General features: G+C 50.7%; 24 protein-coding genes. 8 read left to right on the top strand and 16 right to left on the bottom strand.

Going from position 1 to position 24,950, the window contains the following annotated elements; all coding sequences use genetic code 11:
- From uraH to ACTRXH_RS10670, 7 genes are all read right to left on the bottom strand, one after another.
- Nucleotides 1-351 (bottom strand): hydroxyisourate hydrolase, encoded by a 351-nt coding sequence (gene uraH, locus ACTRXH_RS10700; protein ID WP_474282080.1) that lies wholly within the window; start codon nucleotides 349-351, stop codon nucleotides 1-3.
- Complete coding sequence (pucL, locus tag ACTRXH_RS10695) at nucleotides 352-1,929, bottom strand: factor-independent urate hydroxylase (protein WP_474282078.1); 1,578 nt, start codon at nucleotides 1,927-1,929, stop codon at nucleotides 352-354.
- A gap of 14 nt (nucleotides 1,930-1,943) precedes the next feature.
- On the bottom strand, nucleotides 1,944-3,254 hold the full coding sequence (locus ACTRXH_RS10690) for a nucleobase:cation symporter-2 family protein (RefSeq protein WP_474282076.1): 1,311 nt from the start codon (nucleotides 3,252-3,254) through the stop codon (nucleotides 1,944-1,946).
- Nucleotides 3,255-3,411: 157 nt separating this feature from the next.
- Nucleotides 3,412-5,031: a PucR family transcriptional regulator gene (locus ACTRXH_RS10685; protein ID WP_474282074.1), complete on the bottom strand. Its 1,620-nt coding sequence runs from the start codon at nucleotides 5,029-5,031 to the stop codon at nucleotides 3,412-3,414.
- 147 nt (nucleotides 5,032-5,178) lie between these two features.
- Entirely contained in the window at nucleotides 5,179-5,787 is a 609-nt protein-coding gene (locus tag ACTRXH_RS10680; protein ID WP_474282072.1) for a TetR/AcrR family transcriptional regulator, read from the bottom strand.
- 27 nt (nucleotides 5,788-5,814) lie between these two features.
- Complete coding sequence (locus ACTRXH_RS10675) at nucleotides 5,815-7,413, bottom strand: ABC transporter permease (RefSeq protein ID WP_474282070.1); 1,599 nt, start codon at nucleotides 7,411-7,413, stop codon at nucleotides 5,815-5,817.
- Between the two features lie 2 nt (nucleotides 7,414-7,415).
- Nucleotides 7,416-8,315: an ABC transporter ATP-binding protein gene (locus tag ACTRXH_RS10670; RefSeq protein ID WP_474282068.1), complete on the bottom strand. Its 900-nt coding sequence runs from the start codon at nucleotides 8,313-8,315 to the stop codon at nucleotides 7,416-7,418.
- Nucleotides 8,316-8,483: 168 nt separating this feature from the next.
- On the opposite strand from ACTRXH_RS10670, the gene uvsE reads away from it, so the two are divergent.
- Nucleotides 8,484-9,443, top strand: coding sequence for a UV DNA damage repair endonuclease UvsE (uvsE, locus tag ACTRXH_RS10665; RefSeq protein ID WP_474282138.1), 960 nt, complete (start codon nucleotides 8,484-8,486; stop codon nucleotides 9,441-9,443).
- Between the two features lie 36 nt (nucleotides 9,444-9,479).
- Here the strand turns inward: uvsE and ACTRXH_RS10660 are convergent, their stop codons facing one another.
- Nucleotides 9,480-10,454 (bottom strand): NAD(P)H-quinone oxidoreductase, encoded by a 975-nt coding sequence (locus ACTRXH_RS10660; protein ID WP_474282066.1) that lies wholly within the window; start codon nucleotides 10,452-10,454, stop codon nucleotides 9,480-9,482.
- 193 nt (nucleotides 10,455-10,647) lie between these two features.
- Between ACTRXH_RS10660 and ACTRXH_RS10655 the strand changes: the two genes are divergently transcribed.
- Nucleotides 10,648-11,739, top strand: coding sequence for a nitric oxide synthase oxygenase (locus ACTRXH_RS10655; protein ID WP_474282064.1), 1,092 nt, complete (start codon nucleotides 10,648-10,650; stop codon nucleotides 11,737-11,739).
- 111 nt (nucleotides 11,740-11,850) lie between these two features.
- Nucleotides 11,851-12,180, top strand: a complete 330-nt coding sequence (locus tag ACTRXH_RS10650) for a four-helix bundle copper-binding protein (RefSeq protein WP_474282062.1) — start codon at nucleotides 11,851-11,853, stop codon at nucleotides 12,178-12,180.
- A 45-nt stretch (nucleotides 12,181-12,225) separates the two neighbouring features.
- Here ACTRXH_RS10650 and aroA read toward each other — a convergent pair whose 3' ends face one another.
- The 8 genes from aroA to ACTRXH_RS10610 all read right to left on the bottom strand — a co-directional run bounded on the left by aroA (nucleotide 12,226) and on the right by ACTRXH_RS10610 (nucleotide 19,340).
- On the bottom strand, nucleotides 12,226-13,572 hold the full coding sequence (aroA, locus tag ACTRXH_RS10645) for a 3-phosphoshikimate 1-carboxyvinyltransferase (protein WP_474282060.1): 1,347 nt from the start codon (nucleotides 13,570-13,572) through the stop codon (nucleotides 12,226-12,228).
- A gap of 79 nt (nucleotides 13,573-13,651) precedes the next feature.
- Nucleotides 13,652-13,948: a hypothetical protein gene (locus tag ACTRXH_RS10640; protein ID WP_474282058.1), complete on the bottom strand. Its 297-nt coding sequence runs from the start codon at nucleotides 13,946-13,948 to the stop codon at nucleotides 13,652-13,654.
- Nucleotides 13,949-14,016: 68 nt separating this feature from the next.
- Nucleotides 14,017-14,358, bottom strand: a complete 342-nt coding sequence (locus ACTRXH_RS10635; protein ID WP_474282056.1) for a YolD-like family protein — start codon at nucleotides 14,356-14,358, stop codon at nucleotides 14,017-14,019.
- A 120-nt stretch (nucleotides 14,359-14,478) separates the two neighbouring features.
- A complete protein-coding gene (locus ACTRXH_RS10630) occupies nucleotides 14,479-15,807 on the bottom strand; it encodes a 6-phospho-beta-glucosidase (protein WP_474282054.1) in 1,329 nt (442 codons plus the stop codon).
- Between the two features lie 73 nt (nucleotides 15,808-15,880).
- A complete protein-coding gene (locus ACTRXH_RS10625) occupies nucleotides 15,881-17,275 on the bottom strand; it encodes a glycoside hydrolase family 1 protein (RefSeq protein ID WP_474282052.1) in 1,395 nt (464 codons plus the stop codon).
- A 95-nt stretch (nucleotides 17,276-17,370) separates the two neighbouring features.
- Nucleotides 17,371-17,676 (bottom strand): PTS lactose/cellobiose transporter subunit IIA, encoded by a 306-nt coding sequence (locus tag ACTRXH_RS10620; protein WP_079474600.1) that lies wholly within the window; start codon nucleotides 17,674-17,676, stop codon nucleotides 17,371-17,373.
- Nucleotides 17,677-17,697: 21 nt separating this feature from the next.
- On the bottom strand, nucleotides 17,698-19,017 hold the full coding sequence (gene celB, locus ACTRXH_RS10615; RefSeq protein WP_474261358.1) for a PTS cellobiose transporter subunit IIC: 1,320 nt from the start codon (nucleotides 19,015-19,017) through the stop codon (nucleotides 17,698-17,700).
- Nucleotides 19,018-19,028: 11 nt separating this feature from the next.
- Complete coding sequence (locus ACTRXH_RS10610) at nucleotides 19,029-19,340, bottom strand: lactose/cellobiose PTS transporter subunit IIB (RefSeq protein WP_474261357.1); 312 nt, start codon at nucleotides 19,338-19,340, stop codon at nucleotides 19,029-19,031.
- A 230-nt stretch (nucleotides 19,341-19,570) separates the two neighbouring features.
- Here ACTRXH_RS10610 and ACTRXH_RS10605 point away from each other — a divergent pair, with 230 nt between their 5' ends.
- From ACTRXH_RS10605 to ACTRXH_RS10585, 5 genes are all read left to right on the top strand, one after another.
- Nucleotides 19,571-21,502: a BglG family transcription antiterminator gene (locus ACTRXH_RS10605; RefSeq protein ID WP_474282050.1), complete on the top strand. Its 1,932-nt coding sequence runs from the start codon at nucleotides 19,571-19,573 to the stop codon at nucleotides 21,500-21,502.
- Nucleotides 21,503-21,666: 164 nt separating this feature from the next.
- Complete coding sequence (locus ACTRXH_RS10600; RefSeq protein ID WP_474261355.1) at nucleotides 21,667-22,227, top strand: copper resistance CopC family protein; 561 nt, start codon at nucleotides 21,667-21,669, stop codon at nucleotides 22,225-22,227.
- Complete coding sequence (locus ACTRXH_RS10595; protein ID WP_474282048.1) at nucleotides 22,224-23,315, top strand: copper resistance D family protein; 1,092 nt, start codon at nucleotides 22,224-22,226, stop codon at nucleotides 23,313-23,315. The genes ACTRXH_RS10600 and ACTRXH_RS10595 overlap by 4 nt, the downstream gene beginning before the upstream one ends.
- 104 nt (nucleotides 23,316-23,419) lie before the next feature.
- Nucleotides 23,420-24,049, top strand: coding sequence for an ABC transporter ATP-binding protein (locus ACTRXH_RS10590; RefSeq protein WP_474282046.1), 630 nt, complete (start codon nucleotides 23,420-23,422; stop codon nucleotides 24,047-24,049).
- A 4-nt stretch (nucleotides 24,050-24,053) separates the two neighbouring features.
- The gene (locus ACTRXH_RS10585; RefSeq protein WP_474282044.1) at nucleotides 24,054-24,842 is read left to right on the top strand and encodes an ABC transporter permease; all 789 of its coding nucleotides are present in this window, start codon (nucleotides 24,054-24,056) and stop codon (nucleotides 24,840-24,842) included.
- Nucleotides 24,843-24,950 lie beyond the last annotated feature (108 nt).

Genomic DNA, 24,950 nt, shown 5'->3' with positions numbered 1-24,950 from the left:
TCAGCTTCCCCGGTACGTTTGATAGCCATAGGGGGACAACAGCAGCGGGAGGTGATAGGACGTTTCTTCCGCCGAAAGCGTGACGCGGAGAGCCACCGTTTCCAGAAAATGCGGCTCCTCCTTTGTCCATCCCTTCTCCCGGAGATATTCCCCTGTTTGAAATTCCACCTCGTACGCAGCTGTTTGAATATCATCTGCCTGCAGCAGCGGTTCATCCACCCGCCCATCTGCATTGGTGATCCGTTCTGCTTCTTTAATTTTCCGGCTGCCCTCCAGACGGTACAGCGTTAAAGCTATACCTTCGCCTGGACGGCCGGAAGCCAAATCAAGCACATGTGTTGTGAGTCCCATTTATACTTCCCCTTCATCATCCAGATCTTCGCGGTGTACCGCAAAGCGCTGGAAGCCGTACGGACGGCGCGGCTCTGTGTATACTTTGCCGTCGCTTCCCGGAATATCTTCGACCACAGTATCCCACGTATGGTTCTGCGACTCGAACGAGACCTCCTGAAGCTGCGGGAACCGCTCAAGCACCCGGCGGCCAATATAATAGATCAGCTGCTGAATCGAGGCCGTCTGTGTTTCGTGGAAAACAGCAGCTGCAATGTCCTTCACCTGCTCTGCAGCTACGTAGCCTTCCCCGTTCTGTCCGAAGGCAGTCTGCGGCGTTTCATATGTCCAGCCGATATTTAAATAAATAAACAGCGGGCGGTTGGAGTCTTCCGGCAGCGTCGTATATTCATCCCGGATAAAGCCGACAAATGAATTGTCCACTACTTTCACGAGCTGGACGTCCTTTACGTAGCTCTCCTGCTCAATAATCTCCGGAGCCCCGAACGAGGTCCGTCCTACTTTAACCATCGCTGCAGGTTTTTCGTTATGAGATTTTTTAAACACTACACCGCTTTTGTACCCCGTATCGTCTACATTTACTTTTTCAAAAGGAAGATGGTCAGCGTATACTTCTGCGGTTTCAACATGATCATATTTTTCGAGAAACGCTTCCCCGACATAAGCGAGGAACCCTTCCACCGTTGCGCCTTCATAGCTGCCAAGGTGACGCTGAATAAAGTTTTTCATGGAGTCCGTCGCCACCACCATACTGTTGTCGCCCTCAGTAAAGCTTGGAAGGAAGGCTTCCCCGGTAATGTTAACGGAGACATTCAAACCGAAAATTGTGTTATTTGTGCCTTCATACGGAGATTCCGGTATGGGCGTGATATCTGTAAACGGAATCGAAAACGTCCGGTAGGCGAACACATCACCCTTGCCGTAGCTCATCGTTCTCCGCTTTTTACTGCCTGTTCTCGTCACTGTCTGCGACATGCGGGCCGGCTCTGCCGCAAGTGCTGCAGAAGATTCATGATCATCGCCTGCGGCACTGCTGCCTGTTTCCACACTTTCGTTTAATGCAGTCACCGTTTCCGTCTGCTCCTCTTCAATGATGGCCTCAAGCCGCAGAAAAGCTATGCGGTGAATTTCCCGGAGAGCCTGGCGTTCTTCCTCCTCCTGTGTATGGTCCATGCGTGTTTGTACTGCCTGTAAAATATCCTCTGTCTTCTTTCCTCTCACAGCCATAATAAACGGCATGCCAAACTTGTCCTGGTAACGCTCGTTCCATATCCGCAGCTCTTCCTGCTGCTCCTCTTCCATTTCCGTTAAGCCAGCGCCTTCCTGCTCGGCAGTGGATGCCCCGCTCATCGGTTTCTTTTCTCCGAGAGACGGATGCGCCTGGATCAATGCGCGCCGGTTCTCTTCCCCGGATGTCATAACTACACCTGCCATCCGCTGATGCAGGTCTTCAACAGATTCCATTGGTCTCACCGGTTCAACTGCCTCTGCCACCCACGGAGAATTTTCATACACCCCTCCGAAAGTGTCGATAAATTCCCTGCGGGATAATTGGTTTACTTGTTCAATGGTCAGCATACACTACTCCTCCTTCAAGCTTTACTTTGTTTTTCTTCATTATATACATGTTCCCCCTTCCACCGTATATTAAATAGGAGATTGATGAAAATTGCGGCTAAACTACCAGTGATAATGCCATCCCCGAAGATGATGGCAAGCCCTTCCGGAAGGCTTGAAAACAGCTCGGGCACTACTGTCGCGCCCAGTGCAAGCGACACGGAGCAAGCAACAACCAGCTGGTTCGACTGATCATTAAAATCGACCTCACGGAGCATCTGCAGACCTGCAACGACAACCATTCCAAACATGACGACGGTCGCCCCGCCAAGCACCGGCGTTGGAATGATGACCACAAGGGCAGCAACTTTTGGAATCAGCCCCAGGACGATCAGTGTCATAGCCGCAGAGAAAATAACGTTTCTCGTTTTTACCTTTGAAAGCTCCAGCAAACCTACATTCTGGGCAAATGTACTGTAGGGAAAAGCGTTGAACAAGCCGCCGATAATGACTGCAAGTCCTTCGGAACGGTAGCCCCGGACCAGGTCATCCTCGTTTAGCTCACGCTCCGTAATACGGGCGACTGCGTAGTAGGCACCGGTCGTTTCAACGACAATCACACTGCACACAATAATCATCGTGATAATCGGCCCAATTTCAAATGTCGGCATCCCGAAGTACAGCGGCTGAGGAAAATGGAACCACGAGGCTTCCATCACTTCTCCAAAGGAGACCTGTCCCATCACTGCCGCGGCTATCGTGCCGCCGGCAATACCGATTAAGACAGCAAGCGATCTCATAAACCCTGTAAACATCCGGAATAAAAGAATGATCACGACGAGTACACTGACTGATAAAAGCAGATTAAAAAGGGAGCCGAAGTTTTCGCTTCCTTCTCCGCCCGCCATGTTTCTGATACCGGTAGGAATAAGCGAAAGCCCGATAATCGTTACGACAGTGCCGCGCACGATCGGCGGGAACACCTTTTGTAATTTTCCAAAAAATCTGGCAAAGATAACGACAAACAGTCCAGCCACAAGAATCGATCCGTAAATAGCTGTTATGCCGTAATTGGTGCCAATACTGATCATCGGGGTCACTGCTACAAATGATACGCCGAGCATGACAGGCAGTCCGATGCCGATATGATTTCCTCTCCACAGCTGCAGCAGGGTTGCCACGCCGCAGGAAAGCAGGTCAATTGCCACTAAGTATGCCAGCTGTTCTGCTGAAAGCTCCAGTGCGCGTCCTACGATAAGCGGAACGAGTATCGCTCCGGCGTACATTGCAAGTACATGCTGAAGTCCCAATGAAAAAGTCCGAAGCCCGTTGGTTCCGTTAGCCATGATTAGGTGTTCCTCCTTTTATTGTTACCTTACTATCCATCTTATAGGAGGCCCGGACTCGTTTCATTAGACGTTCTATATAAAATTATCAAAATATTTTAGTTAATGTATCTATAATCGCTAAGGAAATGAATGGCTTTGTGCAGATTATCTTACATTATTCCGAGGAAAGGACGTTCTGCACCCGCAGTGCCAGGCGCAGCCGCATCGTCGTTTCGGGATTTTTCAGGGGAACTCCTAAGCGCTCCTCACATTTTTCCAGGCGGTAGAGCACCGTATTGCGGTGAATGTAAAGCCGTTTGGCCGTATCAGCCACATGGCAGTGCGACTCCAGGTAGACAGATAACGTCTGCACAAGCCCCTGGTCCTCCTGGCTCCCCTCCGTTAATTCCTGCAGGACCGAGTGGCTGAACGAGGCCAGCTCTTCGGTGGGCAGCAGCCGGAGAAGCTGGGCGATGTCCTTTGTATAGTAGGAGCGTATAAAACCGCGCTCTCCGGTAAGCTGGCTGTTGTACAAGGTGTTTTCCGCCTCTTTGTAGGACGCCGGGATGTCAAGAAACGTCCTCGCCGCATTTCCGATGCCAAAGGATATCGAGCGGTCAAAAAACAGTTGAATCCCCTCCTGCAGCTGCCGCAGTGCTTCCACTGAAGCTTCATCAGTGTCTGCATGCAGCTGTTCCTCCTCCCACAAAATAATACACTGCCGCTCTTTTTTGAAAAACCAGGCCGGGGAGCGCCATTTGCCCAATTCCCCTTCAATGTATTCATACATATGGTCCATTTCCCGCTGCTGCTGGGTATAGGTGACCGGAAGCCGGGGCTCGGGGTCAAGCATACCGACGGCACAGCCGTAATTACGGTTGTTTGGCAGTCCCATTTCCTTCGCCCGGTTTCGCGCTTCTTCATCGGACGAATAGCCTCCGTTAATGTAATTTTGAAAAAATTCGTCACGGGCTCTCCGTTCGTATTGAGCGATGGCACTCTGTTTCATTCGTTCGAACCCGATAACATTCACAGCCTGGTCGATAATCAGCACAAGTCCGTTATCATAAATCGGAATTTCTCCGCCGATCACAAGACATCCGCTGCGTGTTTCATGCGTCCGTACTGGAAACAGTGTGTACGTCTGCGCTGTTTCCCACACGCAGAAGCTGCTGTATGTACTTCCGCTTAAAAATAAATCCCGCTTTGCCCTGCGGTGCGCTTCAATTACTCCCTGCGCTGTTTCCATTCCTTCGCCTGCATAGATCGGACGGTCATAGGCATCCAGCAGCAGAACCGGAAATCCGATGTATTCGCATACTTCTTCAAGGAGTGCTGTCAGGCCTTTTCCATGCATTACATGATCGGTCAGCCGCTGGTGGATGTTTAACGCTTCGCGCAGCTCTCTTGTCCGTACCGAAAGCATGTCGTTGAGCATATCATTGACCATTGCTCCAAGACCGATATCTTCCGGGAGGGCAATAATAGGAAACTGCAGCTCGTCTGCTTTTTCGATGACGCTCTCCGGCAGCTCCTGGAGAAAACGCTCGATTTTCAGCCCAATGCCGGCGCATCCTACAGCGTCCATCCGCTCGATGAGTATACTCAATTCCTCAGGACGATCTTTATAATGATAGCCAGTCGTTATCAGCAAATCATCCTCCTGCAGATAATCAACAATATCCGGCGCATCCATCATGTTCACCTGCCGGATCTCCCGGATGTCCCCGTCTTTTCCGGCAAGCAGTCTCGCATCCTTCCAAACCGGTCGCTGCAGCATTTCTCCTATGTTCACCGTCTCTGCCCCCTTGTGATACATATCCAATCATTTCTGAAATAACTGGTTATTTTAACTTTTACTGTAGCAGAAAAAGTAATGCTCCTACCAGTGGAAATTCCAGCTACCGCAAAAAAAGCCGCCGGCAACCGGCAGCTCTTCTGCTTATCTTTTAACGATACCGTACAAAAACAAATCATAAAAATGCGTCTGGTATTCTTCAAGCGTCATGCTCCCCGGGACGTCCTCCCCCTGCTGAATCCGGAAGGCCACCATCTGCCGGAGCGAGATGGCATACGACATGAAAAAATCAATATTAATATTTTCCCGGAGAATCCCCTGCTCTTTTGCCAGCTCCACCAGCTCCCGGAACACCGGCATGACTATCTTTTCGCCACGGCTGCTGTAATCGGCCAGTACATGCGGATAATCCTGCATTAATTCCGTGAGAAAGCTTGATTGAAAAAATGATTCGTATTCCTTCATATCAAATATCTTCAAAAGCATCTCTTCGGTCATCCCATGCTTTCTGCTTTGCCCGATCAGTTCTTCCATTTTGTCTTTGGACTCCTGCATCACGCCGTCGAGCATTTCGCTTAAAATGCCTTCTTTGTCTGTAAAGTATTTATAAAATGTAGCCTTGCTCGCGCTTGCTTCCGCGCACAGCTGCTCGATGGTGACCGCTTTTATCCCTTCCTGCAGAAACAGGAGGTGCGCGGTGTCGACCAGATCTTTCTTTTTTCTTGTTGTTCGCCGTTTTTTATTGTGCGCCACTGCTGCTTCCCCATTTCTATCCTTACTTTAAAGGATTAAATCTCTTTTTCTGATCGTATACATTCCGACTGCGGCGAAAACGGCAAATACGGCCAGAAGAATGACTGTCGACCAGCCTGTCCATTCCTCTGCAGGCACGCCCGGGATCTGCGCATATGGTGAAATATCACTTACCCAGTCCGGCAGCTGAAGCAGCGGCCCAATAAGCCCGATCAGGGTAAACGCTGTATACACAAGCCAGACGAGTGACAGCGCCCTGGGCCACAGGCCCATTAATAAAGCAGCCAGCCCAATAAATACCCAGACAGCCGGCGTCTGTGCGATGGCAGAGAAAAACACCTTCCATGCCCCTTCCACGCTGTCCGTATAGTAGCCGTAAAGCGCTCCGGCGCCGATGCCGCTGATCACAAGCAGCATGAAGTTCCCCACGCAGGAAATCAGGAGATAATCAAGCATCCACCGCGGACGCGGTACAGACTGAACCAGCAAAATCTCTCCCCGGCCGCTCTTTTCCTCCCGGATCATTTTGGTCATCACCTGCAGCGCATAGCCAGCCGCCAGCATGGCGAGAAAGGCCATATACGTGGCAAATAACGATTCTGCAAGCGTGGCTCCTTCGGCCTGTACGAGAAAATCTTCACCGATTGGATTATCCGCAAAAAAGTCAGCAGCTTCTTCACTTATGGCCCCCATCGCCACACCGTACAGGGCCGCGCCCGCTGCCCAGCTCAGAAAAACCCAGCGAAATAAAAAGCTCTGCAGCCCAAGCAGGTGAGTCAAACTGCAGCCAGCTCGGGCTTTCCCGCCCTGAACCCGCAGCACCCCGGCCCCGTCGTCCCGGCGGTAGTCTACATAAATGGCTGCCACTGCAAGTAGTATAATACCCCCGGCAAACAGACCAAGCGGCCACCAGCGCTCATCCACAAAGGCGCGCATTGCCTGGCCCCATCCAATCGGAGACAGCCACCGCCATACATCCACAGCAGCCACATCGCCGACGGCCCGGAATAAAAATGCCAGGCCAAGCAGCGCAGAGCTGATACCGGATGCCGCTCCGGCGCTTTCGCTCACCTGAGCCATAAACAGGCTGATGGCGCCAAACATAATTCCGACACCGGCGACTCCGAGTCCAAAGACCAAAGCCCCTGCCCAGCTGAGACCTTCTATCGTATAAGGCATGCCGACAATGATAATGACGGCGATGAAAAGATTCGCGAGTGCCATCAGCAAAAAAGCAGCCGTGGATATACTAACCCGGCCGACAACCCGTGCTTTCATAAGCTCCGATAGTCCGCTTTCCTCTTCGGCCCTTGTATTGCGGACGATCATAAAGATACTCATAAACGCAGCAGCGACCGCCACGTATAAAAACATCTCATTCGTAATCATCGCGCCGAACGTGTAGTTTTCGAGCCCGTACCCAGGACCCGCCATTGCCCGGAGTGCCGGACTTTCCAGCAGCAGGGCGCGGCCCTGGCGGTCTTCCTGTGTCGGATACGTTTCCGGAAAGCTCAGAATACTGAGCAGAAACAGCACCGAAATCGAAACGACCCAAATGGGCAGCCGCACTTTTTCTTTCCGGAGCATTACCCAAAACAGCCTGCCCGTTCCTGTGAACATGGACATGTTCATCCTGCTTCCCCTGCCTTCGATTCATAATGGCGAAGAAAAATTTCTTCGAGCGTCGGCGGCCTGGATTCCAGTGAAAGTACCTCCGCTGCTGCAAGCTCCTGCATGACCGGCGCCAGTCCTTTTGCATCCACATAGAAGTGCACCTTCGATTCGTCTGCCTTCCACTGGTGGACGTCGCTTCGTTCCGCTAAAGAAGAGACCGTCTGCTTCGTTTCTGCCGTAATGGAAATACGGGTTAAATGCCGAAGCTCCTCAAGCGTTCCGGATTCAATAATTTTTCCTTCTTTAATGATGCTCACCCGGTCACACAGTTCTTCCACCTCTGCCAGTATGTGGCTCGAAAGAAGTACCGCCTTTCCTTTCTGCTGCAGCTCCCGCACGCATTCCCGGAAAATAGAAGCCATTAACGGATCCAGACCCGAAGTCGGTTCGTCAAAAATATACAGATCCGCCTCCGAGGCGAAGGCCGTAATGAGTGCTAGCTTCTGCCGGTTCCCCTTCGAATACGTTTTGCTTTTTTTCCGCGGATCGAGCTGAAAGCGTTCAATCAACTGCTGGCGTTTCTCTTCATTAAAATCACCGTGCAGCTTCCCAAGAATATCAATTACCTGGCCGCCGGTTAAATTCGGCCAGACGTTCACATCACCCGGTACATAAGCCACCCGTTTATGAATATCTACAGCCTCAGCCCACGCATCTTTGCCAAACAGCTTCACTTCACCGCCGCTTTTTTTCAGCAGACCAAGCATCACCCGGATCGTAGTAGACTTCCCGGAGCCATTCGGACCGAGAAACCCTACCGTTTCTCCTTGACGGATCATCAAATCCACATGCTCAAGCGCCGCATGCTTTCCAAAATATTTTGATACACCCTCTAATTTCACCAGTTCATTCACATCTGCACCCCCTTAAATTGAACTTTTTTATTATTATCGTTTAAACTATTTTACAACTTTCGTTCAATTAAGTCACGATTTATTTTCTTTGCCACTTCCCTTGAAGACTACGTTTGCAGCTTTTTGGGTATGTGTAACAAAGATCTGAAATTGGAGGCAGTATGTATGATGACTTTACGACTCGGATACGTATCCCAGGCTCTTGCTCTCTGGAACGCTTCTCCGGGCAAAACAATGACACTGACGCGCTGGCGGAAAATGGACCGGAGCAGCCGCGAGGATAAGCTGCACGAGGTCACCCGTTTGAACCTGGAGCACACGATCCGCATGCTTCATTACAATATCGCCCACGACATTCCTTTGTACCGTTTTTCTTCCTCGCTTGCGCCGCTTGCCACTCATGACGACGCCGCCTGGGATTACATAACGCCTTTTGCGGATTTATACAAGGAAATCGGCAGACTCGTGCGGGAACACAATATCCGCCCGAGCTTTCATCCGAACCAGTTCACGTTATTTACAAGCGACAAGCCGAATGTCACCGCCAATGCCGTGCAGGACATGGAGTACCATTACCATATGCTTGAAGCCATGGGACTCGAACAATGGGCATGGATCAACCTGCATGTCGGGGGAGCCTACGGGGATAAAAAAGCGGCGGTAGCACGGTTTCATAAAAACCTTCAGCAGCTGCCCGAAAAAATCAAGGCACGGATGACACTGGAAAATGATGATAAAACGTACACAGCAGGCGACGTGCTCGCTGTCTGTGAACAGGAAAAAATTCCAATGATGTTTGATTATCATCACTTCGAGGCCAACCATTTTGAGGAGGAACGTCTGGAGGAGCTGCTGCCCCGGTTTATCGATACGTGGGCCCACACCGGCAGCCGGCCGAAAATCCATCTTTCCTCACCGAAATCATCCGAGGCCTTCCGGAGCCATGCCGACTACGTGGATCCGGAGTTCAATCTTCCTTTTCTTCAGGCCTTAAAGCAGATCGGCGAGCCCATTGATGGCATGATTGAAGCAAAGCAGAAGGACTACGCGCTTCTGCAGCTCGTCGAAGACCTCGCTTCGCGGCGGAACGTGACCCGGACCGGCGGTGCAGAGCTCCAGTGGAAATAAAGAGCCATAAAAAAGAGCCTGAACCCAGGCTCTTTTCTACCATTCCAATATGATTTTTCCGATGTTTTTATTATCCTGCATATGCCGGTGCGCATCTGCAATTTGTTCAAATGAAAACACCGTGTCTACGATAGGACGGATGGAGCCGTCTTCAAGACGCGGCATCGCATGCTTCACAAAATCCCTGCTCAGCTCGGCTTTATACTCGTCGCTCCGCGGTGTAAGAAGCGTCCCGGTCAGCTGCACGCGCTTCATCAGCAGCTTCATCAGGTTCACATTCGGCACGTTCGCCCCGCCAAGCACGCCAATTAAAACCCAGCGTCCATCGGTTTGAATGCTTTTCAGGTTCTGTTCCCAGTAGGAGGCCCCGACAAAATCCAAAATCACATTTACACCTTTATCACCGGTAGCCGCAAGCACCTCTTCCTCAAAATTCTGCTCTTTATAGTTGATGCGTACTTCTGCGCCGAGCTTTTGAATAAATTCCAGTTTTTCTTCTGATCCGGCGGTAGTAAGTACACGGGCCGACGAAAGCTGGCTTGCGAGCTGAATGGCTGCCGTGCCTACTCCGCTTCCCCCGGCATGGACCAGAACGGATTCATGCTGGTTCAGGTGCCCGATCCAGTAAAGCGTCTGGTACGCCGTTAAGAATACCTCCGGCACGGCTGCTGCCTTGGCATACGTGAACGCCTCGGGTATCCGCATCACCCGGTCGGCCCGCATGACGGCATATTCTGCGTAGCCGCCGCCATTCACAAGCCCCATCACCCGGTCGCCCGGTGAAAATGGGTTCTCAGTACCTGCTTCTTCCACCACACCTGCCACTTCAATTCCGAGCACCGGGTTTTCGATATATCCGGCCTTGCCCTCCCGGTTTAAAATGTCGGTCCGGTTCACGGCTGCTGCTTTTACCCTGATCAGCACCTCATCCATCTCCGGCTTTGGAGCCTCACGATCCTGAATCTGTAGCACCTCCGGTCCGCCGGTTTCTGTAGTAATTACTGCTTTCATTGCTATCAACTCACTTCCTTTAATCTTTCGTTTCCAGTATTCGCTTCCTTAAAGACCGTGTCAACTTATGCGTTTATCTACTGCTGCATCTATTTATTTCCCGGGAAATAGCTTTTACAGGATTGATTTTTCGATAATAGCAGCTAATACCTTTATACTGGAAAAAAGGCAAAAGCTGAGGTGCAGACAAATAATGACTAATATACAAGCATTAAAACAGGATGCATACGCATTTTTAGAGCAATATTACCGGGAAACAGATCAGTCATCAGAAATTTTTCAGGCCCGCTGGGAAAATGTAGAGCAGGAAATTGAAGCTTCCGGGCATTATGAGCACACGTTTGAGGAGCTGGCATTCGGAGCGAAGGTCTCCTGGCGAAACAGCAATCGTTGCATCGGCCGGTTTTTCTGGAAGAGCCTCCAGGTTCTCGACTGCCGGTACGTGCGCACCGAAGAGCAGGCAGCCGAAGCGCTCCGCCGCCATATCCGTTACGCAGAAAATGGCGGGAAAATCATTCCGACTATCTCCGTATTTCCCTCGGTCAAAAACGGTCAGGAGCGGATGCGCATATGGAACTACCAGCTGATCCGCTACGCCGGCTACGAGCGGGACGGGACAATCATTGGCGACCCGCAGTCTGTACCCTTTACAAAATACTGTGAATCATTGGGATGGAAAGGCGAAGAAACATCGTTTGATCTTCTTCCTCTGGTTGTTCAGGTAAACGAAGGCGATCCCCAGTGGTTTCCGCTCCGAGCCGAAGAAGTACTCGAGGTTCCGATTAGCCATCCGGATAGCGATGCTTTCTCTACTCTCGGTTTAAAATGGTATGCTGTCCCAATTGTTTCGGACATGAAAATGGAGATCGGCGGCATCACGTATACGGCCGCGCCGTTTAACGGCTGGTACATGGAAACGGAAATCGGTGCCCGTAACCTCGCAGACGGGGACCGCTACGATATGCTGCCACGGGTTGCAGACGTACTCGGCATCGACCGGACGTACGCGGGAAGCTTATGGAAGGACCGGGCGCTTGTGGAGCTGAACCGCGCCGTGCTTCATTCATATAAAAAAGCAGGCGTCAGCATGGTGGATCATCACACGGCCGCCTCGCAGTTCAGACGGTTTGAGCAGCAGGAACAAAAAACAGGCCGGGAAGTAACCGGAGACTGGACGTGGCTAATCCCGCCGGTATCGCCGGCCGCTACTCATATTTTCCACAGCTCCTACCGCAATATCATGCACACGCCGAATTTCTTTTACCAGCAGCATCCCTATAAATAATGATACAAAGCATCAGGGGAAGCAGGCAGGCTTCCCCATATTTTACGTTTGAATAAATACCCCTTCCGGGAACCCCTATACCAGTATCTAATATTAGAAAGGGTGATAAATATGAACGCTACACAGAAGGAATGCCTCGAAGCATGCATCGAATGTATGAAGCAGTGCAATCAGTGCTTTAACGACTGCCTCCAGGAAGACGACGTGAAAATGATGGCCGAATGTATACGTCTCGACCGTGAATGCGCAGACATTTGTGCTCTGACAGCTAAAGCAATACAGTCCAACAGTCCATTGATGAAAGAGACCGCTCAGCTGTGTGCAGAGGCCTGCAAAACATGCGGAGATGAATGTGCCAAGCATGACCATCAGCACTGCAAAGACTGCGCAGATGCCTGCTACCGCTGCGAAAAAGCATGCCGGGAGCTTGCCGCGTCATAATTTCTGCACAAAAGCCCCCTCCTAAAAATGGAGAGGGCTTCTTTTTTATGAAAATTTCACCGGTACGCCGGCTGCTTCAAACAAATCATAGAAGGTCGGACACGTTTTCGATACGCACCCCGGGTCTTCAATATGAATCCCGGGCACCTTCGCACCAATCAGTGAAAGGGCCATAGCCACCCGGTGGTCATCGTACGAGTGAAGCGACACACCGATTGGTGTCCCCGGGTATACTTTCAGTCCATCCGAGTATTCATCCACCCGGATGCCCATTTTCTGGAGCTCTGTACAGGCTGCATGAATGCGGTCGGATTCGTGGTGACGAATATGCTCCACGTCCCGGATCGTAATCGGCGCATCGGCAAACGGAGCCAGGGCAGCAACGGTCAGCGTCTGATCGGACATTTCCTTCATGCTGAGCTCAAATCCTCCCGAAAGCTGTTCGGGTCCTGCAACTTCAATGTAGGTGTCACCTTTTTCCACCCGGCAGCCCATTTTTTCAAACACATCCACCATCCCTATATCCGGCTGGTTGGTGTCCATCGTTAAATTATTAATACGGACCGTCCCGGCCGTCAGTGCCGCGAGTGCCATAAAATAACTGGCTGTCGACGCATCTGCTTCAAGCGCCATACTCCGGCCCTGAAAGTTCTTTGCCGGTACCTGCATATCGGTTAAATCCTCATTGTACGTGACCGGCACCCCGAACTGATTCATCAAATCGAGCGTAATGTGTACATAGGCATGCTGCACAATGTAATCCGGAATCCGGATGCGCAGGCCTTCCTCTGTATAGGCGCCCGTCAGCAGCAGGCCGCTGATAAACTGGCTCGATAATTTCCCGGAAATGGTCACTTCTTTCCCAGGGAGCCCGCCCGCATGAATTTCAAGCGGGTAAAACCCCTTTTTATCTATGTAATGAACGTCGGCCCCGAGCGTTTCCAGGGCTTCCATTAACGGCTCCACCGGACGCTCGCTCATCCGTTTGCTCGCTTCCACTTTGTAAACCCCTCTCCCGGCGGCGGCAAGCGGTCCCGGAAGGAAACGGGCCGTAGTGCCGGCAGCGCCTATGTAAAGCTCTGCGTCCTCCTCCGGCCACCGGCCACCGCATCCATGAATCGTGACCGTATCTCCTTCCACTTCGGACTTTACGCCAAGCGCCCGGAGCGCACCAAGACACCAGTACGAGTCATCGCTTTTTAAAATGCCTGAAAGAGTGGACGTGCCTTCTGCAAGCGCGGCCATGATCAGGGCCCGATTCGTAAAACTCTTGCTTCCCGGCACCGTCAAAGAGGTGTGAATCGATCCGGGCGCAACTGGAGAAACGTGTACTTTGTCTACATCCGTTAATGATGCCCACGGCGAGCGGGCCCGAAAATCTGGTGTACTCATAAAACATCCGTCCTCTGCATCTTTTTCTACATTACACCACGAACCAGTACTGCGCGCAACCAGCGTTTTTTCCGAAGACTTATACCACCCCGGTAAGGGCCGGACTGACCATAAACCAGAGAAGAAGCACCGCCATAACAATCCAGCCGCTCAGCTTCATCCATCCCGGCTCCCGGCGCGAAAAAGCAATCATGCTCATAAATGCACTGAGCGCAAGCAGCAGAATGCCGATCGTCAGCAGCGACCCGAATAACGGCACCAGGGGACTGTTGTCGGGAAGGGAAAACACCGCTGAAACAATAATCGATACAGCAATCAGTCCGAGACCTCCCAGGGAAGACGTTAAAGAAATTCTGCTGAATTTTTTATCCTTCATTTCATCCTCTCCCTTTTGAGTTCTGTTCTTATTTTCCTTTCCCTTACGCCTATTTCAAAAACGTGCGTTTACGTTTCCAGATCCATAATATCCTGCACGCCGACATGCCGGACGTCTCCACCCGCCTCTATTTTAATTGTTTTGTTCAGCGCATCCAGATGCAGAATTTTTCCGGTCATTTTTATTTCTGCATAAGGATCAAACAAGTGAAGCGTCACTTCTGTCCCAGCCGTCAGAGCCTCCTGAAGGCGATGGGAAAATTCCTCAAGCTGCTGCTCATCCCAGAGAGGCCTGAACTTCATTCGGTCCTCTTTTTGATGACGCAGCCACATTTCCCGGTGCTCCGGCAGAATCATCCGGCTGGATTCCCAGCGCATATTCGACCCCGGGGTTAATTTGTTTTCTTTCATCCGTAACGCCTCCTTCCGCTTCAGTATACACGAACATTTGTTCTTTTTGTGGTTTATTTTTAAATATGGAAAATTTTTTCTGACAAAAAAGGCCTCCTGCATTAGGAGACCTTCATCATTTCAAATCTTTTCTGTCTGGAAAAATTGCGGCAAATGTTCTCTATGAGCTTCGAGCATATCATCAAGCATGTGCTTTGCTTTCGTGTCGGACGGGACGAGAGGATTAATCGTCATCGCCAGAAGAGCCGTCTGGTAGCTTCCCGTTACTGCCGCTTCGGCAGCGACCCGTTCAAACGACTTGATCTGCTGCACAAGTCCCTGGACTGCCACCGGAAGCTCCCCGACAGCCACCGGCCGGGGACCGTCCTTCGTAATGACGGAGCTGATTTCCACCGCCGACTCTGCTGGAATCCCTGCAATGGCACCGCGGTTTCTCGTATTAACCGGCTGGATGTCCCGGGTGTCATTATATATCGAATTGATCAGGCTGCAGGCCGCTTCGCTGTAATAAGCCCCGCCGCGCTGCTCAAGCTGCTCGGGCTTCGTCCGGAGCGTTTCATCGGCATAAAGGGCAAACAGCTCCTCCTCCACCCCCTGGACGACTTCGGCCCGGGTACCTGCTTCTTTGGCAGCCTCCTGTTCTTCGGCCAGCATTTCCTCTGTTTTATAGTAATACCGGTGATACGGACAGGGAAGCACCTGCAGAGCCCGGATAAAATCAGGCTCCCATCCGAGCGCTGCGATATTTTTCATGGTGGAGACATTCGCCGGATCTGCCATCGCTTCAAGCGCCTGCTGCTTTATGTTCTGGCCATCGAGGTAAATGTTCAGCCCGTACACCATATGATTCAGCCCCGCAAAATCAATCTGTATCCGGCTGCCTTCCACTCCAAGTGCATCGGCCACCCCCATCTGCATTCCCACCGGCACGTTGCAGAGGCCGACAATGCGTTCATGGTTTGTATAGCGCAGCACCGCTTCTGTTACCATGCCGGCTGGATTCGTAAAGTTTACAAGCCATGCGTCCGGACACAGCCGCTCGATATCATGCACAATGTCAATAATAACCGGAATGGTCCGCAGTCCTTTGAACAGTCCCCCCGGCCCGTTCGTCTCCTGACCGATCACGCCGTAAGCGAGCGGTATCCGCTCATCCTTCGCCCGTGCTTCAAGCATGCCCACCCGGAACTGGGTCGTGACAAAATCCGCTCCCGGCAGCGCCTCCTCCCGGCTGTAGGAAAGGTGCACTGTCATATCAATACCTGCTTCGGCTGTCATGCGCTGGGCGAGTCTTCCTACGATCTCCAATTTTTCTTTTCCTTCCGGAATATCCACGAGCCATAGTTCCTTCACCGGCAGTTCGTTGTGTCTTTTAATAAAGCCCTCCACGAGCTCCGGTGTATAGCTGGATCCCCCGCCGACCGTTACAATCTTAATACCTTCCTTCATCGTCCCACTCCTTTTTTATGCCTATATTTATACAGACCAGGCCGCCTGCGTGTAGACAGACGGCCCCGTAATGTTATTTTTCAAATCCGTTATTTTTGTGGACGGCCGTGATCCAGTAGGCACTCTTTTTCGGCGTGCGCTCCTCTGTATCAATATTGACGGAAAAATAGCCGTAGCGGTTTTTATATGCATTCATCCAGGACCAGTTATCGATAAACGACCAGAGATGGTACCCTTTGGCGTTAGCGCCTTCTTCGATGGCCTGGTGCAGCCATTCGAGATGATCCTGAATAAACTCAATGCGGTAATCATCCTGAATCATCCCGTTTTCCATAAACCGGGCTTCATCCTGAACCCCCATGCCGTTTTCAGAAATGAACGACGGAATATTCCCGTAGTTATCCCGGAGATTCATCATGATGTCATAGACACCCTTCGGATAAATTTCCCATCCGCGGTACGGGTTCATCTTCCGGCCGGGCATTTCGTAGTGGTCGAAAAACCATTCCGGCAGTATTGGAGCACTTGGATTCGGGAGATTTTCCTTCGCTTTAACCCGGCGAGGCTGATAGTAGTTCACACCCAGCAGGTCGATTTTCCCTTCCTGAATCAGCTCCCTGTCCCCGCTCTCGGTATCCGGAAGCATCCCGTGCTCCCCGAGCAGGTCAATCAGCTCCTGTGGATACTCCCCGAGCACCGTTGGATCAAGAAAGCTCCGGTTGAAAAATAAATCCGCAATCCGGGAAGCCTTCAGATCTGCCGGGTGGCTGCTCCTTGGATAGGAAGGTGTCAGATTCAAAATAATGCCGATTTCCCCGCCGGCGCGGTCTTTTTCACGAAAAGCCCTAACCGCGAACACGTGGGACAGAAGCGTATGATAGCCCACCTGGGCCGCCCGCTTCATGTCGACTACATTAGGATAGTGAAAGTCATACATGTAGCCACCCTCCACCGGAACAATCGGTTCATTGTGCGTGAACCATTTTTTTACCCGGTCGCCGAACAGATCAAAGCAGATGCCGGCATAACGGCCAAAGTGTTCCGCCGTCTCTCTATTTTCCCAGCCGCCAATTTCCTGCATCGCCATCGGCATATCAAAATGATATAAACAGACAAATGGCTCCACGTCCTGCGCAATCATTTCATTGATAACGTTGTTGTAAAAATCAACGGCTTCCGGATTCACTTCCCCCGAGCCGTCCGGTATCAGCCGGGACCAGGAGATCGACAAGCGAAAGGAATTAAAATTAATCTCCTTCATCCGGGCGATGTCGTCCTTGTACTGGTGGTAAAAGTCGGACGTGGTGCCGGGACCGACGCCATTAAAAAAGCGATTCGGCTCTTCTTCAAACCATTGATCCCAAATATTTTTCCCTTTACCGCCTTCCTTCGCGGCGCCTTCAATCTGAGTGGCGGATGTGGCCGCCCCCCACCAGAATCCTTCTGGAAACGTGAACTGTTCTGCCATAGATGGTACCTCCTAAAATGGTTGGGCCTGAATATGTTTTATAATAAGCAGGAACCCGGCCCTCTTTTTCTTTTTGCCAGGCTCCTTTTTCATAGTTAACGAGTGCGGTACACTTCCACGATCTCCTCCGCCAGATCTCTGACCGTCATGGAGGTCATCAAATGATCCTGCGAATGAATCAGCATGACATTAACGGAAAAATCTTCGCCGCTTGCTTCTTTCGTGAGCAGGTTAGTCTGATAGGAATGTGCTTTTCCAAGTTCTTCCCCTGCTTCCTTAATCAGTTCTTCTGCACGGTCGAAATTTCCCGCCTTCGCTTCCTGGATCGCTTCCATGGCGTTTGCTTTGCCGTTGCCGGCGTATAATATAATCTGAAACGCCGTTTCTGTTAACGCTTCCATATTCTCCACTCCTATCCTGATTTAACCGCTTTTTTGCTTGTTGTCTGCATTTGTCATTTCTTTTTCTGCCTCTACTTCGTTCCGGAAATACTGACGGTCCAGAATACGCAGGAACGGGAACCAGATGATAAACACCACAGCCAGGTTAAACAGCTGCAGGACTGCCCCCTGCCAGGCGTTCCCAGTAGCCAGAAATCCGCTTAAGAAAATCGGGGTGGTCCACGGAACGATAATTCCTGCCGGCTTTGGCACGAGACCGATCGACATCGTTACATATGTGATGACTGCGATCACGACCGGAGCCACCAGCCACGGAATTAATACCAGTGGGTTCATAATGATCGGCAGACCGAAAATAATCGGTTCGTTAACGTTAAAGAATCCTGGAGGCCCACCGACTTTACCGAGCTGTTTTGCCTGTTTGCTGCGTGCGAGCATGAACAGCCAGAGCACAATCGCAAGGGTCATGCCGGAGCCGCCCATTCCTACAATAAATGTATCAATAAATTGCTTTGTTACAACGTTTGGAAGCTCTTCTCCAGCCTGGAATGCGCTCAGGTTCTGCTCGTTCAGCGCGTACCAGATCGGGTCGAACACGGAGTTAACCAGAATCTGTCCGTGCAGGCCGAAAAACCAGAATACCTGAATCATAAGAACAGCTATGATCGTAGCCGGCAGCCCGCTGCCAAGCGCGGTTAACGGTTCCTGTAACACGGTGTAAATAAAGTTCTGGGCAGACTCAAACGGGGTAAGACTGAACAAAATACGGATAGCGAGAAATACTGATAAGGTCAATGACACTGGGATTAAGGCGCTGAACGATCTGGAGACAGCCTCCGGAACTCCGGCCGGCATTTTGATCGTCAGGTTTTTCTGTACAAAGTAGCGGTACAGCTCGGCTGCGAGAAACGCGGTCAGTATACCGACGAACATGCCTTCCGCCCCGAGAGTGGAAGTAGGTATAACTCCCTCAACGTCTTCGAAGGTCTGCGGTGTTAATATGATAAAACCAGCCAGAGCAACAACCCCGCCGTAGAGTGCTTCCACGCCGTAAGAGGCTGTTAATTTATACCCTATACCGATGATAACAAAAAGTCCCATAATACTTAGCGTGGATGCCGAAGCCGGACCAAGCGCTGCCTGATAGGCTGCATAGGCGTCTTCCCCGATCAGCTGGTCAAGAAAAGGAAAATTGGCGAGAACAACTAAAATGGAGCCAAAAATGATTAACGGCAGGGCAATCAAAAACCCGTCGCGCAAGGCCGTCAGATGACGGTTATTATTTAACTTTTCTGCGATTGGCATTAGAATGTTTTCCAATACCTCCATAAAACGATTCATGTGTCTCCCCCCTATTTTTGCTCGCTTAACAGCTTCATGGCGTGATCAAGTACAGCTTTTCCGTCTACCCGTCCGTAAGCGACGGAATCAATAATATCAAGCGGAATCCCCTGTTCATCGGCAACCTTGCCAAATTTTTTCTTCATAAAACGCATCTGCGGGCCGATCAAAAGGACATCCGCCTTTTTGATTTCTTCCGGTGCTTTGTCCTGGGCTGCTGCCCATATTTCTGCCTGGACCCCCTGCTCTTCGGCTGCTTCCTTCATTTTTGAAACGAGAAGACTTGTCGACATTCCGGCGGAGCATGCTAATAAAATATTCATTGATATTCCTCCAATTAAAATAAAATGATGTGCGGTTGATATATTCAATATAATAAAATAGCGCTTTCACAGATAGAGAATGTTCTTCCGTTAGGAAGCGGAAATGATTTGCACTTCCTTCCTGTTTCTTTTGTGCTACTTTTATAGTATCCCTAATTGCGCACTGCAGACCATGAAACTTTTCTGCAGCGCTTACATACATGTTTACCTTTTAAGGGGGTTAAAGAGACATGACTACAAGGAGCAACAGCATTTTAAGAGAATTGGTTGCAAGCGGCGTCCCTGTGACCGGCAGCTACCTCGCAGCTCTGCAACAGGTGTCGAGCCGGACCATCCGGGAAGACATCAAAGGGCTTCAGGCAACGCTTCAGTCGCACGGAGCAGAAATTGAAGCCATTAAAGGAAGGGGATACCACCTGAAGATCATCGACAATGATAAGTTCCGGGCATATGTAAAGGAGTACCTGCAGCCGGCATCCCCTGATTCACAGGCTCTCCCCAATCTGCCCGAAGAACGGGTCGCGTATCTGATTCAGCGGCTGCTTCTTGCCAGTTCCTTTATCAAGCTGGATGAGCTTGCCGATGAGATGTTTGTAAGCCGTTCCACGGTACAGAATGACCTGAAAAAGGTAAGGGAAATTTTAAAGGAGTATAATATTGCTCTCGAACGGACAGCCAATGACGGCCTGCATCTTCAGGGAAGCGAGATGCGAATGCGCTTTTGCATCGCTGAATATATTTTCGACCGGCAGAACGAGCAGCCGCGCCACGATCAGTCGCTGCCTTTTCTTCACCTTTCTGAAGAAGAACGAAAAAGCATCTGGAGCATTATTTTAGAGCAGATTAAAAGTCAGCACATTTCTTTATCCGATATTGCCCTGCACAATTTATTCAACCATATTCTTATTGCCTACCAGCGCATCCAGGACGAGCATTACGTATCGATGTATCACGCAGAATTTGATGAACTGACGCAAAAGCGTGAATATCAGGTAGCCAAAAACATTGTTGAAGAAATCAACCAGACCTGGCAGGTGTCCTTCCCGGCAGAAGAGATTGCCTATATTACACTTCATCTGCTCGGCACCCGTCTGTTTGACAACGAAGAAGGCACTGCTGAAGCGGTTAAAAACTCCCTGGATACTGATACGTATGACATGGTCGCTTTTCTGCTCGCTCATATCGACAACGAGCTGCACCTGAAGCTCCAGCACGATCAGGAGCTTATCATCGCCCTTGCGCTTCATCTGCAGCCCGCCATCAGCCGGTTCCGTTACAATATGAACGTTCGTAATCCGATGCTTGCCGATATTAAGGCCAACTACCCGCTCGCCTTTGAAGCCGGGGTAGTCGCCGGTATCGCTCTCGAAGAGCATTACGATATTCGCATTGATGAAAATGAAATTGGGTATCTGGCTCTCCATATCGGTGCTGCTCTTGAGCGCAGTAAAATGGAAACGACGCCTGCCCGCTGCCTGATCGTCTGCGCCTCCGGACGCGGAAGCGCCCAGCTGCTCTACTACCGGCTCCAGTCAAAATTCGGAAAACGCCTCCACATCATGGGGACGACAGAATACTACCGCCTGCGGGAGATGAATTTTGACCACATAGACGTGATCATCAGCTCCGTCCCTATTTATGATGAGCTTCCTGTACCAGTCCTTCAGGTAAATACAATTCTCGGCGAAACCGACCTGCGTACGATTGAAAGCTTTGTTTCCCAGGAGCCTGCCGTCCGCACGTATTTACGGGACTCGCTGGTCTTTTTACACCAGCCTCTTTCTGACTCAAAGCAAGTGCTCGAGTTTTTCGAGCGGGAGCTTTCCTCCCGGCGCTTAATTGATGATGGTTTTCTCGATTCTGTCCTCGAACGGGAGCATGTGGCCTCAACTGCCTTCGGCAACCTTGTCGCCATTCCTCATCCGGTCACGCCGAAGACCGAGGAGACCTTCTTGGCCTTCTGCACGCTTGATAAACCTGTACGCTGGGGTGAGCGGCCTGTGCAGCTTGTCTGCCTGTTAAATGTTAAAAAAGACAGCACCGAAGACCTTCAGGAGATGTATGAGCTGCTCGGCCGGGTGATTGAACAGCCGAAATTAATTCAAAGGCTGTTAAAAGCAGAAACTGCTGAAGGGTTTCTCCAGCTCCTCGCCTCCTCATAAGTCGATCTGGCAGAGAAAATAATCTTTCTCTGCCTTTTTCCTTTTTCAAAAACGATTTTCGTAAATTATTCACATCCTCTCCTCCTTTCTGAACGTATTCTTTGTTATAAAGGAAGAAGAAGTTTATAATCACGTTCTCGTTCATATAAAAGGAGGAAAAACCTATGCGCCGTTTAATCGCCTGCTTAGCTGCAGGCTTCCTGCTTTCGCCCGCAGTGGCTGAAGCACATACACACCTCGAAAGCTCCGACCCTGAAGACGGAGCCACGGTAGAGGCACCGGAAGACATCACGTTTTATTTTGACGGCCCTATCGAAGACTACAACGGGGTCACGGTCAAAGATGCCGAAGGAAACGACGTGGAGACCGCCGACGTTTCCATCGAACCAGAGGACCAATTGAATGTAACCATGGAAGAGCCACTTGACGCAGGAGAATATGAAGCCTCTTTTGATATTGTCAGTGAAGACGGCCACATTATGGAGGACAGCTCTTCGTTCACCGTAGAAGAAGCATCCGAAGAAGAGGCGGCTGCCTCCGGTGACAACTCCTCTTCTGAAAACAACGCGGAAGGAGCGGAAGAAAACGCCGAAGGCGAAACCGAAAGCGCCATTAATGAAGAAGAAGCCGGCTCCGGATTCGGCATAACCATCGGCCTCATCGGCCTCGGTCTCGTCGCCGCCATCGTTGCACTGTTTCTCTTCCGCCTGAAACGCCGGACATGATTCTTGCAGCAGGCAACGCTCTGCAGTATTTGTTTTTCGCTGTACTCGCCGGTACGCTTTTACTTCAGCTTATTCCTTCTACGCACCGGCCGGCTCTTTCTATTCCGTTTTTCGTTCCGGCAGCAGCTGCAGCCCTGCTGCCTCTCGTTTCCTTCGTCCCCATCGCCCAGCTCACCCACACGGTAGCTGCGGGCAGGGACATGCCTTTTTTCGGAGCCCTTGAGCGCGTATTGTTCCAGTACGAAGTAGGCAAGAGCTGGGTAGTACTGTTTGTGCTGAGCTTTTTTCTGCTCGGGATATTTATTCTTTTCTTTCATTCCACCGGCATGCCCCGTGCTGCTGCTGTGGTCGGGCTCGTTCTTATTATGGGAATGATTGGCGCTCTGGGAGCATCCGGTCACGCTGCCAACGCGATCCCGCTCATCGGCGGAACGCTTCACTTTTTCCATCTGCTTGCCGTGAGTCTGTGGATCGGCACGCTTTTAATGGTCAGCTGGTTTGCCGTTTCCTATAAACAATGGGCTTCTTTTCTGGAATGGTTCACGCTGATCGCTGTCATGTGTGTCATTATTATCGCCTTTACCGGCGTAATCATGGGACAGCTTTTGACAGACCCTTTTATCGGTTCGTGGGCTCTTCCATACGGCGAAGCGCTCATATGGAAGCATTTGTTTTATATTGTTATTCTCATTTTTGCTCTTTTTAACGGCATATTTATCCGCAAACGTCTGCAGCAGGTCAAGGATTACAATCCGCGGCAGTGGCTTCGGGCAGAAAGCCTGACCGCCATGCTCATCTTTGTTATTACAGCTTTTATGACCGAGCAGGAACCGGGCGGCAGTCTGCATTATGAAAACCCGGCCTTTTTGTTTCACGTGCTCTACCCTGCTTCTATAACGGACAATCCTTCCTTTCAGCTGCAGCTGCATCCAATCACCATTTTAAGCGTGCTGTTATCCATTGGATTTTTATACCTGATGGTGCAGAGCTTTCATCGCGGACGCTCGCCGTTCAGCGTTTTCATTCTCGGCTGTATGTTCGTGCTGAGTGCCTATACCGGTCTCGTATATATTCTGGATTTTGCCTGAACAGGCATGCTGTCCAAGTGCTCATGGAATGTTCATGGGTGCTTTTTTATTTGCACACCGATTATTTCCGGGTAATAATTAATGTTAATGAAAGGAGCTGTTTTATGTTTCAATTGAACGACGTAAAATACAAAAATATTATTAACACAAAAAAGCTGACCATACCGACAGATACCATCACTGCCGTTACTGGTCCGAGCGGCTCCGGAAAATCAACTCTTCTGCGTCTTCTTAATTATTTGATCACCCCGGAACGCGGCACCGTTTCCTATCAGGGGAAGGCGTTCTCCGACTGGGAGCCCATAGAACTGCGCAGGCAGGTGATGATGCTTCCCCAGCAGCCGGTGCTGTTTGGAGAAACGGTTGCTGAAAACCTTCAGGCCGGAAGACTGTTCAGCGACAGGGAAGAAGCTTCTGAGGAAGAGCTTACCGCAGCAGCACGGCAGTGCATGCTTGATAAAAAACTTAGTGACCCTGCCGAAAATCTGTCCGGCGGAGAACAGCAGCGTCTCTCTCTTGCCCGCCTGCTTCTTGCCGGTCCCGATGTTTACTTACTGGACGAGCCGACGTCAGCGCTCGATGAAGATATGGAATGGAACGTTATGGAGCGATTCCTGGCTGAGGCACGCCGTTCTGCCAAAGGAATTATTTTTATCAGCCATGCGACGGCGATGGCCGATCACTTTGCCGACCACATTATTCAGTCAGATTCATTTGCCCGGGGAGAGGAGTGACACTATGACAGAAAACACCTCTATTATCGAGCTGTCGTTCTGGCAGATCCTTGCCGCCTACGTGTTTATCGTTCTTCTTCTCGCCATTGTGCGCTGGCGGAAAATCCCACGGGAAAAAGAAATACTCATTTCTTCGCTCCGCATGACGTTTCAGCTGCTGTTAATGGGCTACGTGCTTATGTTTTTATTTGAAAATCCGAGCCCCTGGCTTACGTCGCTGATTGTCCTTTTGATGCTCGGCTTTGCGATCTGGAATATCTTTCAGCGCGTCCGCAGCCCCTTAACCCGGGAAATGAAGCGGGCAATTGCTGTATCTATGAGCATCGGCACCATCCTGAGCCTGCTGTATTTCAACTTCGTAGTCATTCAATTTGCTCCGTGGTTTAACCCCCGCTATTTCATTCCAATTGCAGGCATGATTATCGGCAATTCCATGACTGGTATTACTCTTGGGGTCCAGACGCTGACAGAGCACCTGCACAGCCAGCGCTCACGGGTGGAGGCAGCACTTATGCTCGGAGCAACACCAAACCAGGCCACCCGTAAAATTGTAAATCAATCCTTTGACGCGGCCATTCTCCCAACGATTAATAATATGGTCGGCGCAGGAATTGTATTTCTGCCGGGGATGATGACCGGACAGATTATTTCCGGCGTCAACCCCGTGACAGCGATCGGCTACCAAATCGCTATCCTTCTGGGTATTACCGGGGCTGTCGCTCTCAGCGTTATTTTATTTACCCAGCTCGGCTACAAGACGTATTTTAACCACCGTATGCAGCTGAAGGAGTAATAGAGCGGCTGCTTCAGCTGTACGCCGAAGGCATATATTCTTTTGACTGCTTTTCAGAAAAGCTTCACTTTTTTTCCATTTGCCCGATATGAAGTAAGAGAAGGTATT

It is taken from the genome of Marinococcus sp. LNHM5E3-2.1, from assembly GCF_056034365.1.
The sequence above is the reverse complement of the archived record's forward strand: the minus strand, read 5'-3'. Positions and strand labels throughout refer to the sequence as shown.

What these genes read in the sequence shown, in the direction of transcription:
- ACTRXH_RS10585 (WP_474282044.1), top strand. Translation starts at nt 24,054, where the DNA reads ATGACAGAAAACACCTCTATTATCGAGCTGTCGTTCTGGCAGATCCTT.
- ACTRXH_RS10620 (WP_079474600.1), bottom strand. Translation starts at nt 17,676, where the DNA reads ATGGAAGCGTTAACAGAAACGGCGTTTCAGATTATATTATACGCCGGC.
- ACTRXH_RS10655 (WP_474282064.1), top strand. Translation starts at nt 10,648, where the DNA reads ATGACTAATATACAAGCATTAAAACAGGATGCATACGCATTTTTAGAG.
- ACTRXH_RS10690 (WP_474282076.1), bottom strand. Translation starts at nt 3,254, where the DNA reads ATGGCTAACGGAACCAACGGGCTTCGGACTTTTTCATTGGGACTTCAG.
- uraH (WP_474282080.1), bottom strand. Translation starts at nt 351, where the DNA reads ATGGGACTCACAACACATGTGCTTGATTTGGCTTCCGGCCGTCCAGGC.
- ACTRXH_RS10590 (WP_474282046.1), top strand. Translation starts at nt 23,420, where the DNA reads ATGTTTCAATTGAACGACGTAAAATACAAAAATATTATTAACACAAAA.
- ACTRXH_RS10625 (WP_474282052.1), bottom strand. Translation starts at nt 17,275, where the DNA reads ATGGCAGAACAGTTCACGTTTCCAGAAGGATTCTGGTGGGGGGCGGCC.
- ACTRXH_RS10635 (WP_474282056.1), bottom strand. Translation starts at nt 14,358, where the DNA reads ATGAAAGAAAACAAATTAACCCCGGGGTCGAATATGCGCTGGGAATCC.
- celB (WP_474261358.1), bottom strand. Translation starts at nt 19,017, where the DNA reads ATGAATCGTTTTATGGAGGTATTGGAAAACATTCTAATGCCAATCGCA.
- ACTRXH_RS10640 (WP_474282058.1), bottom strand. Translation starts at nt 13,948, where the DNA reads ATGAAGGATAAAAAATTCAGCAGAATTTCTTTAACGTCTTCCCTGGGA.
- ACTRXH_RS10600 (WP_474261355.1), top strand. Translation starts at nt 21,667, where the DNA reads ATGCGCCGTTTAATCGCCTGCTTAGCTGCAGGCTTCCTGCTTTCGCCC.
- ACTRXH_RS10650 (WP_474282062.1), top strand. Translation starts at nt 11,851, where the DNA reads ATGAACGCTACACAGAAGGAATGCCTCGAAGCATGCATCGAATGTATG.
- ACTRXH_RS10610 (WP_474261357.1), bottom strand. Translation starts at nt 19,340, where the DNA reads ATGAATATTTTATTAGCATGCTCCGCCGGAATGTCGACAAGTCTTCTC.
- ACTRXH_RS10595 (WP_474282048.1), top strand. Translation starts at nt 22,224, where the DNA reads ATGATTCTTGCAGCAGGCAACGCTCTGCAGTATTTGTTTTTCGCTGTA.
- pucL (WP_474282078.1), bottom strand. Translation starts at nt 1,929, where the DNA reads ATGCTGACCATTGAACAAGTAAACCAATTATCCCGCAGGGAATTTATC.
- ACTRXH_RS10675 (WP_474282070.1), bottom strand. Translation starts at nt 7,413, where the DNA reads ATGTCCATGTTCACAGGAACGGGCAGGCTGTTTTGGGTAATGCTCCGG.
- ACTRXH_RS10630 (WP_474282054.1), bottom strand. Translation starts at nt 15,807, where the DNA reads ATGAAGGAAGGTATTAAGATTGTAACGGTCGGCGGGGGATCCAGCTAT.
- aroA (WP_474282060.1), bottom strand. Translation starts at nt 13,572, where the DNA reads ATGAGTACACCAGATTTTCGGGCCCGCTCGCCGTGGGCATCATTAACG.
- ACTRXH_RS10660 (WP_474282066.1), bottom strand. Translation starts at nt 10,454, where the DNA reads ATGAAAGCAGTAATTACTACAGAAACCGGCGGACCGGAGGTGCTACAG.
- ACTRXH_RS10605 (WP_474282050.1), top strand. Translation starts at nt 19,571, where the DNA reads ATGACTACAAGGAGCAACAGCATTTTAAGAGAATTGGTTGCAAGCGGC.
- uvsE (WP_474282138.1), top strand. Translation starts at nt 8,484, where the DNA reads ATGACTTTACGACTCGGATACGTATCCCAGGCTCTTGCTCTCTGGAAC.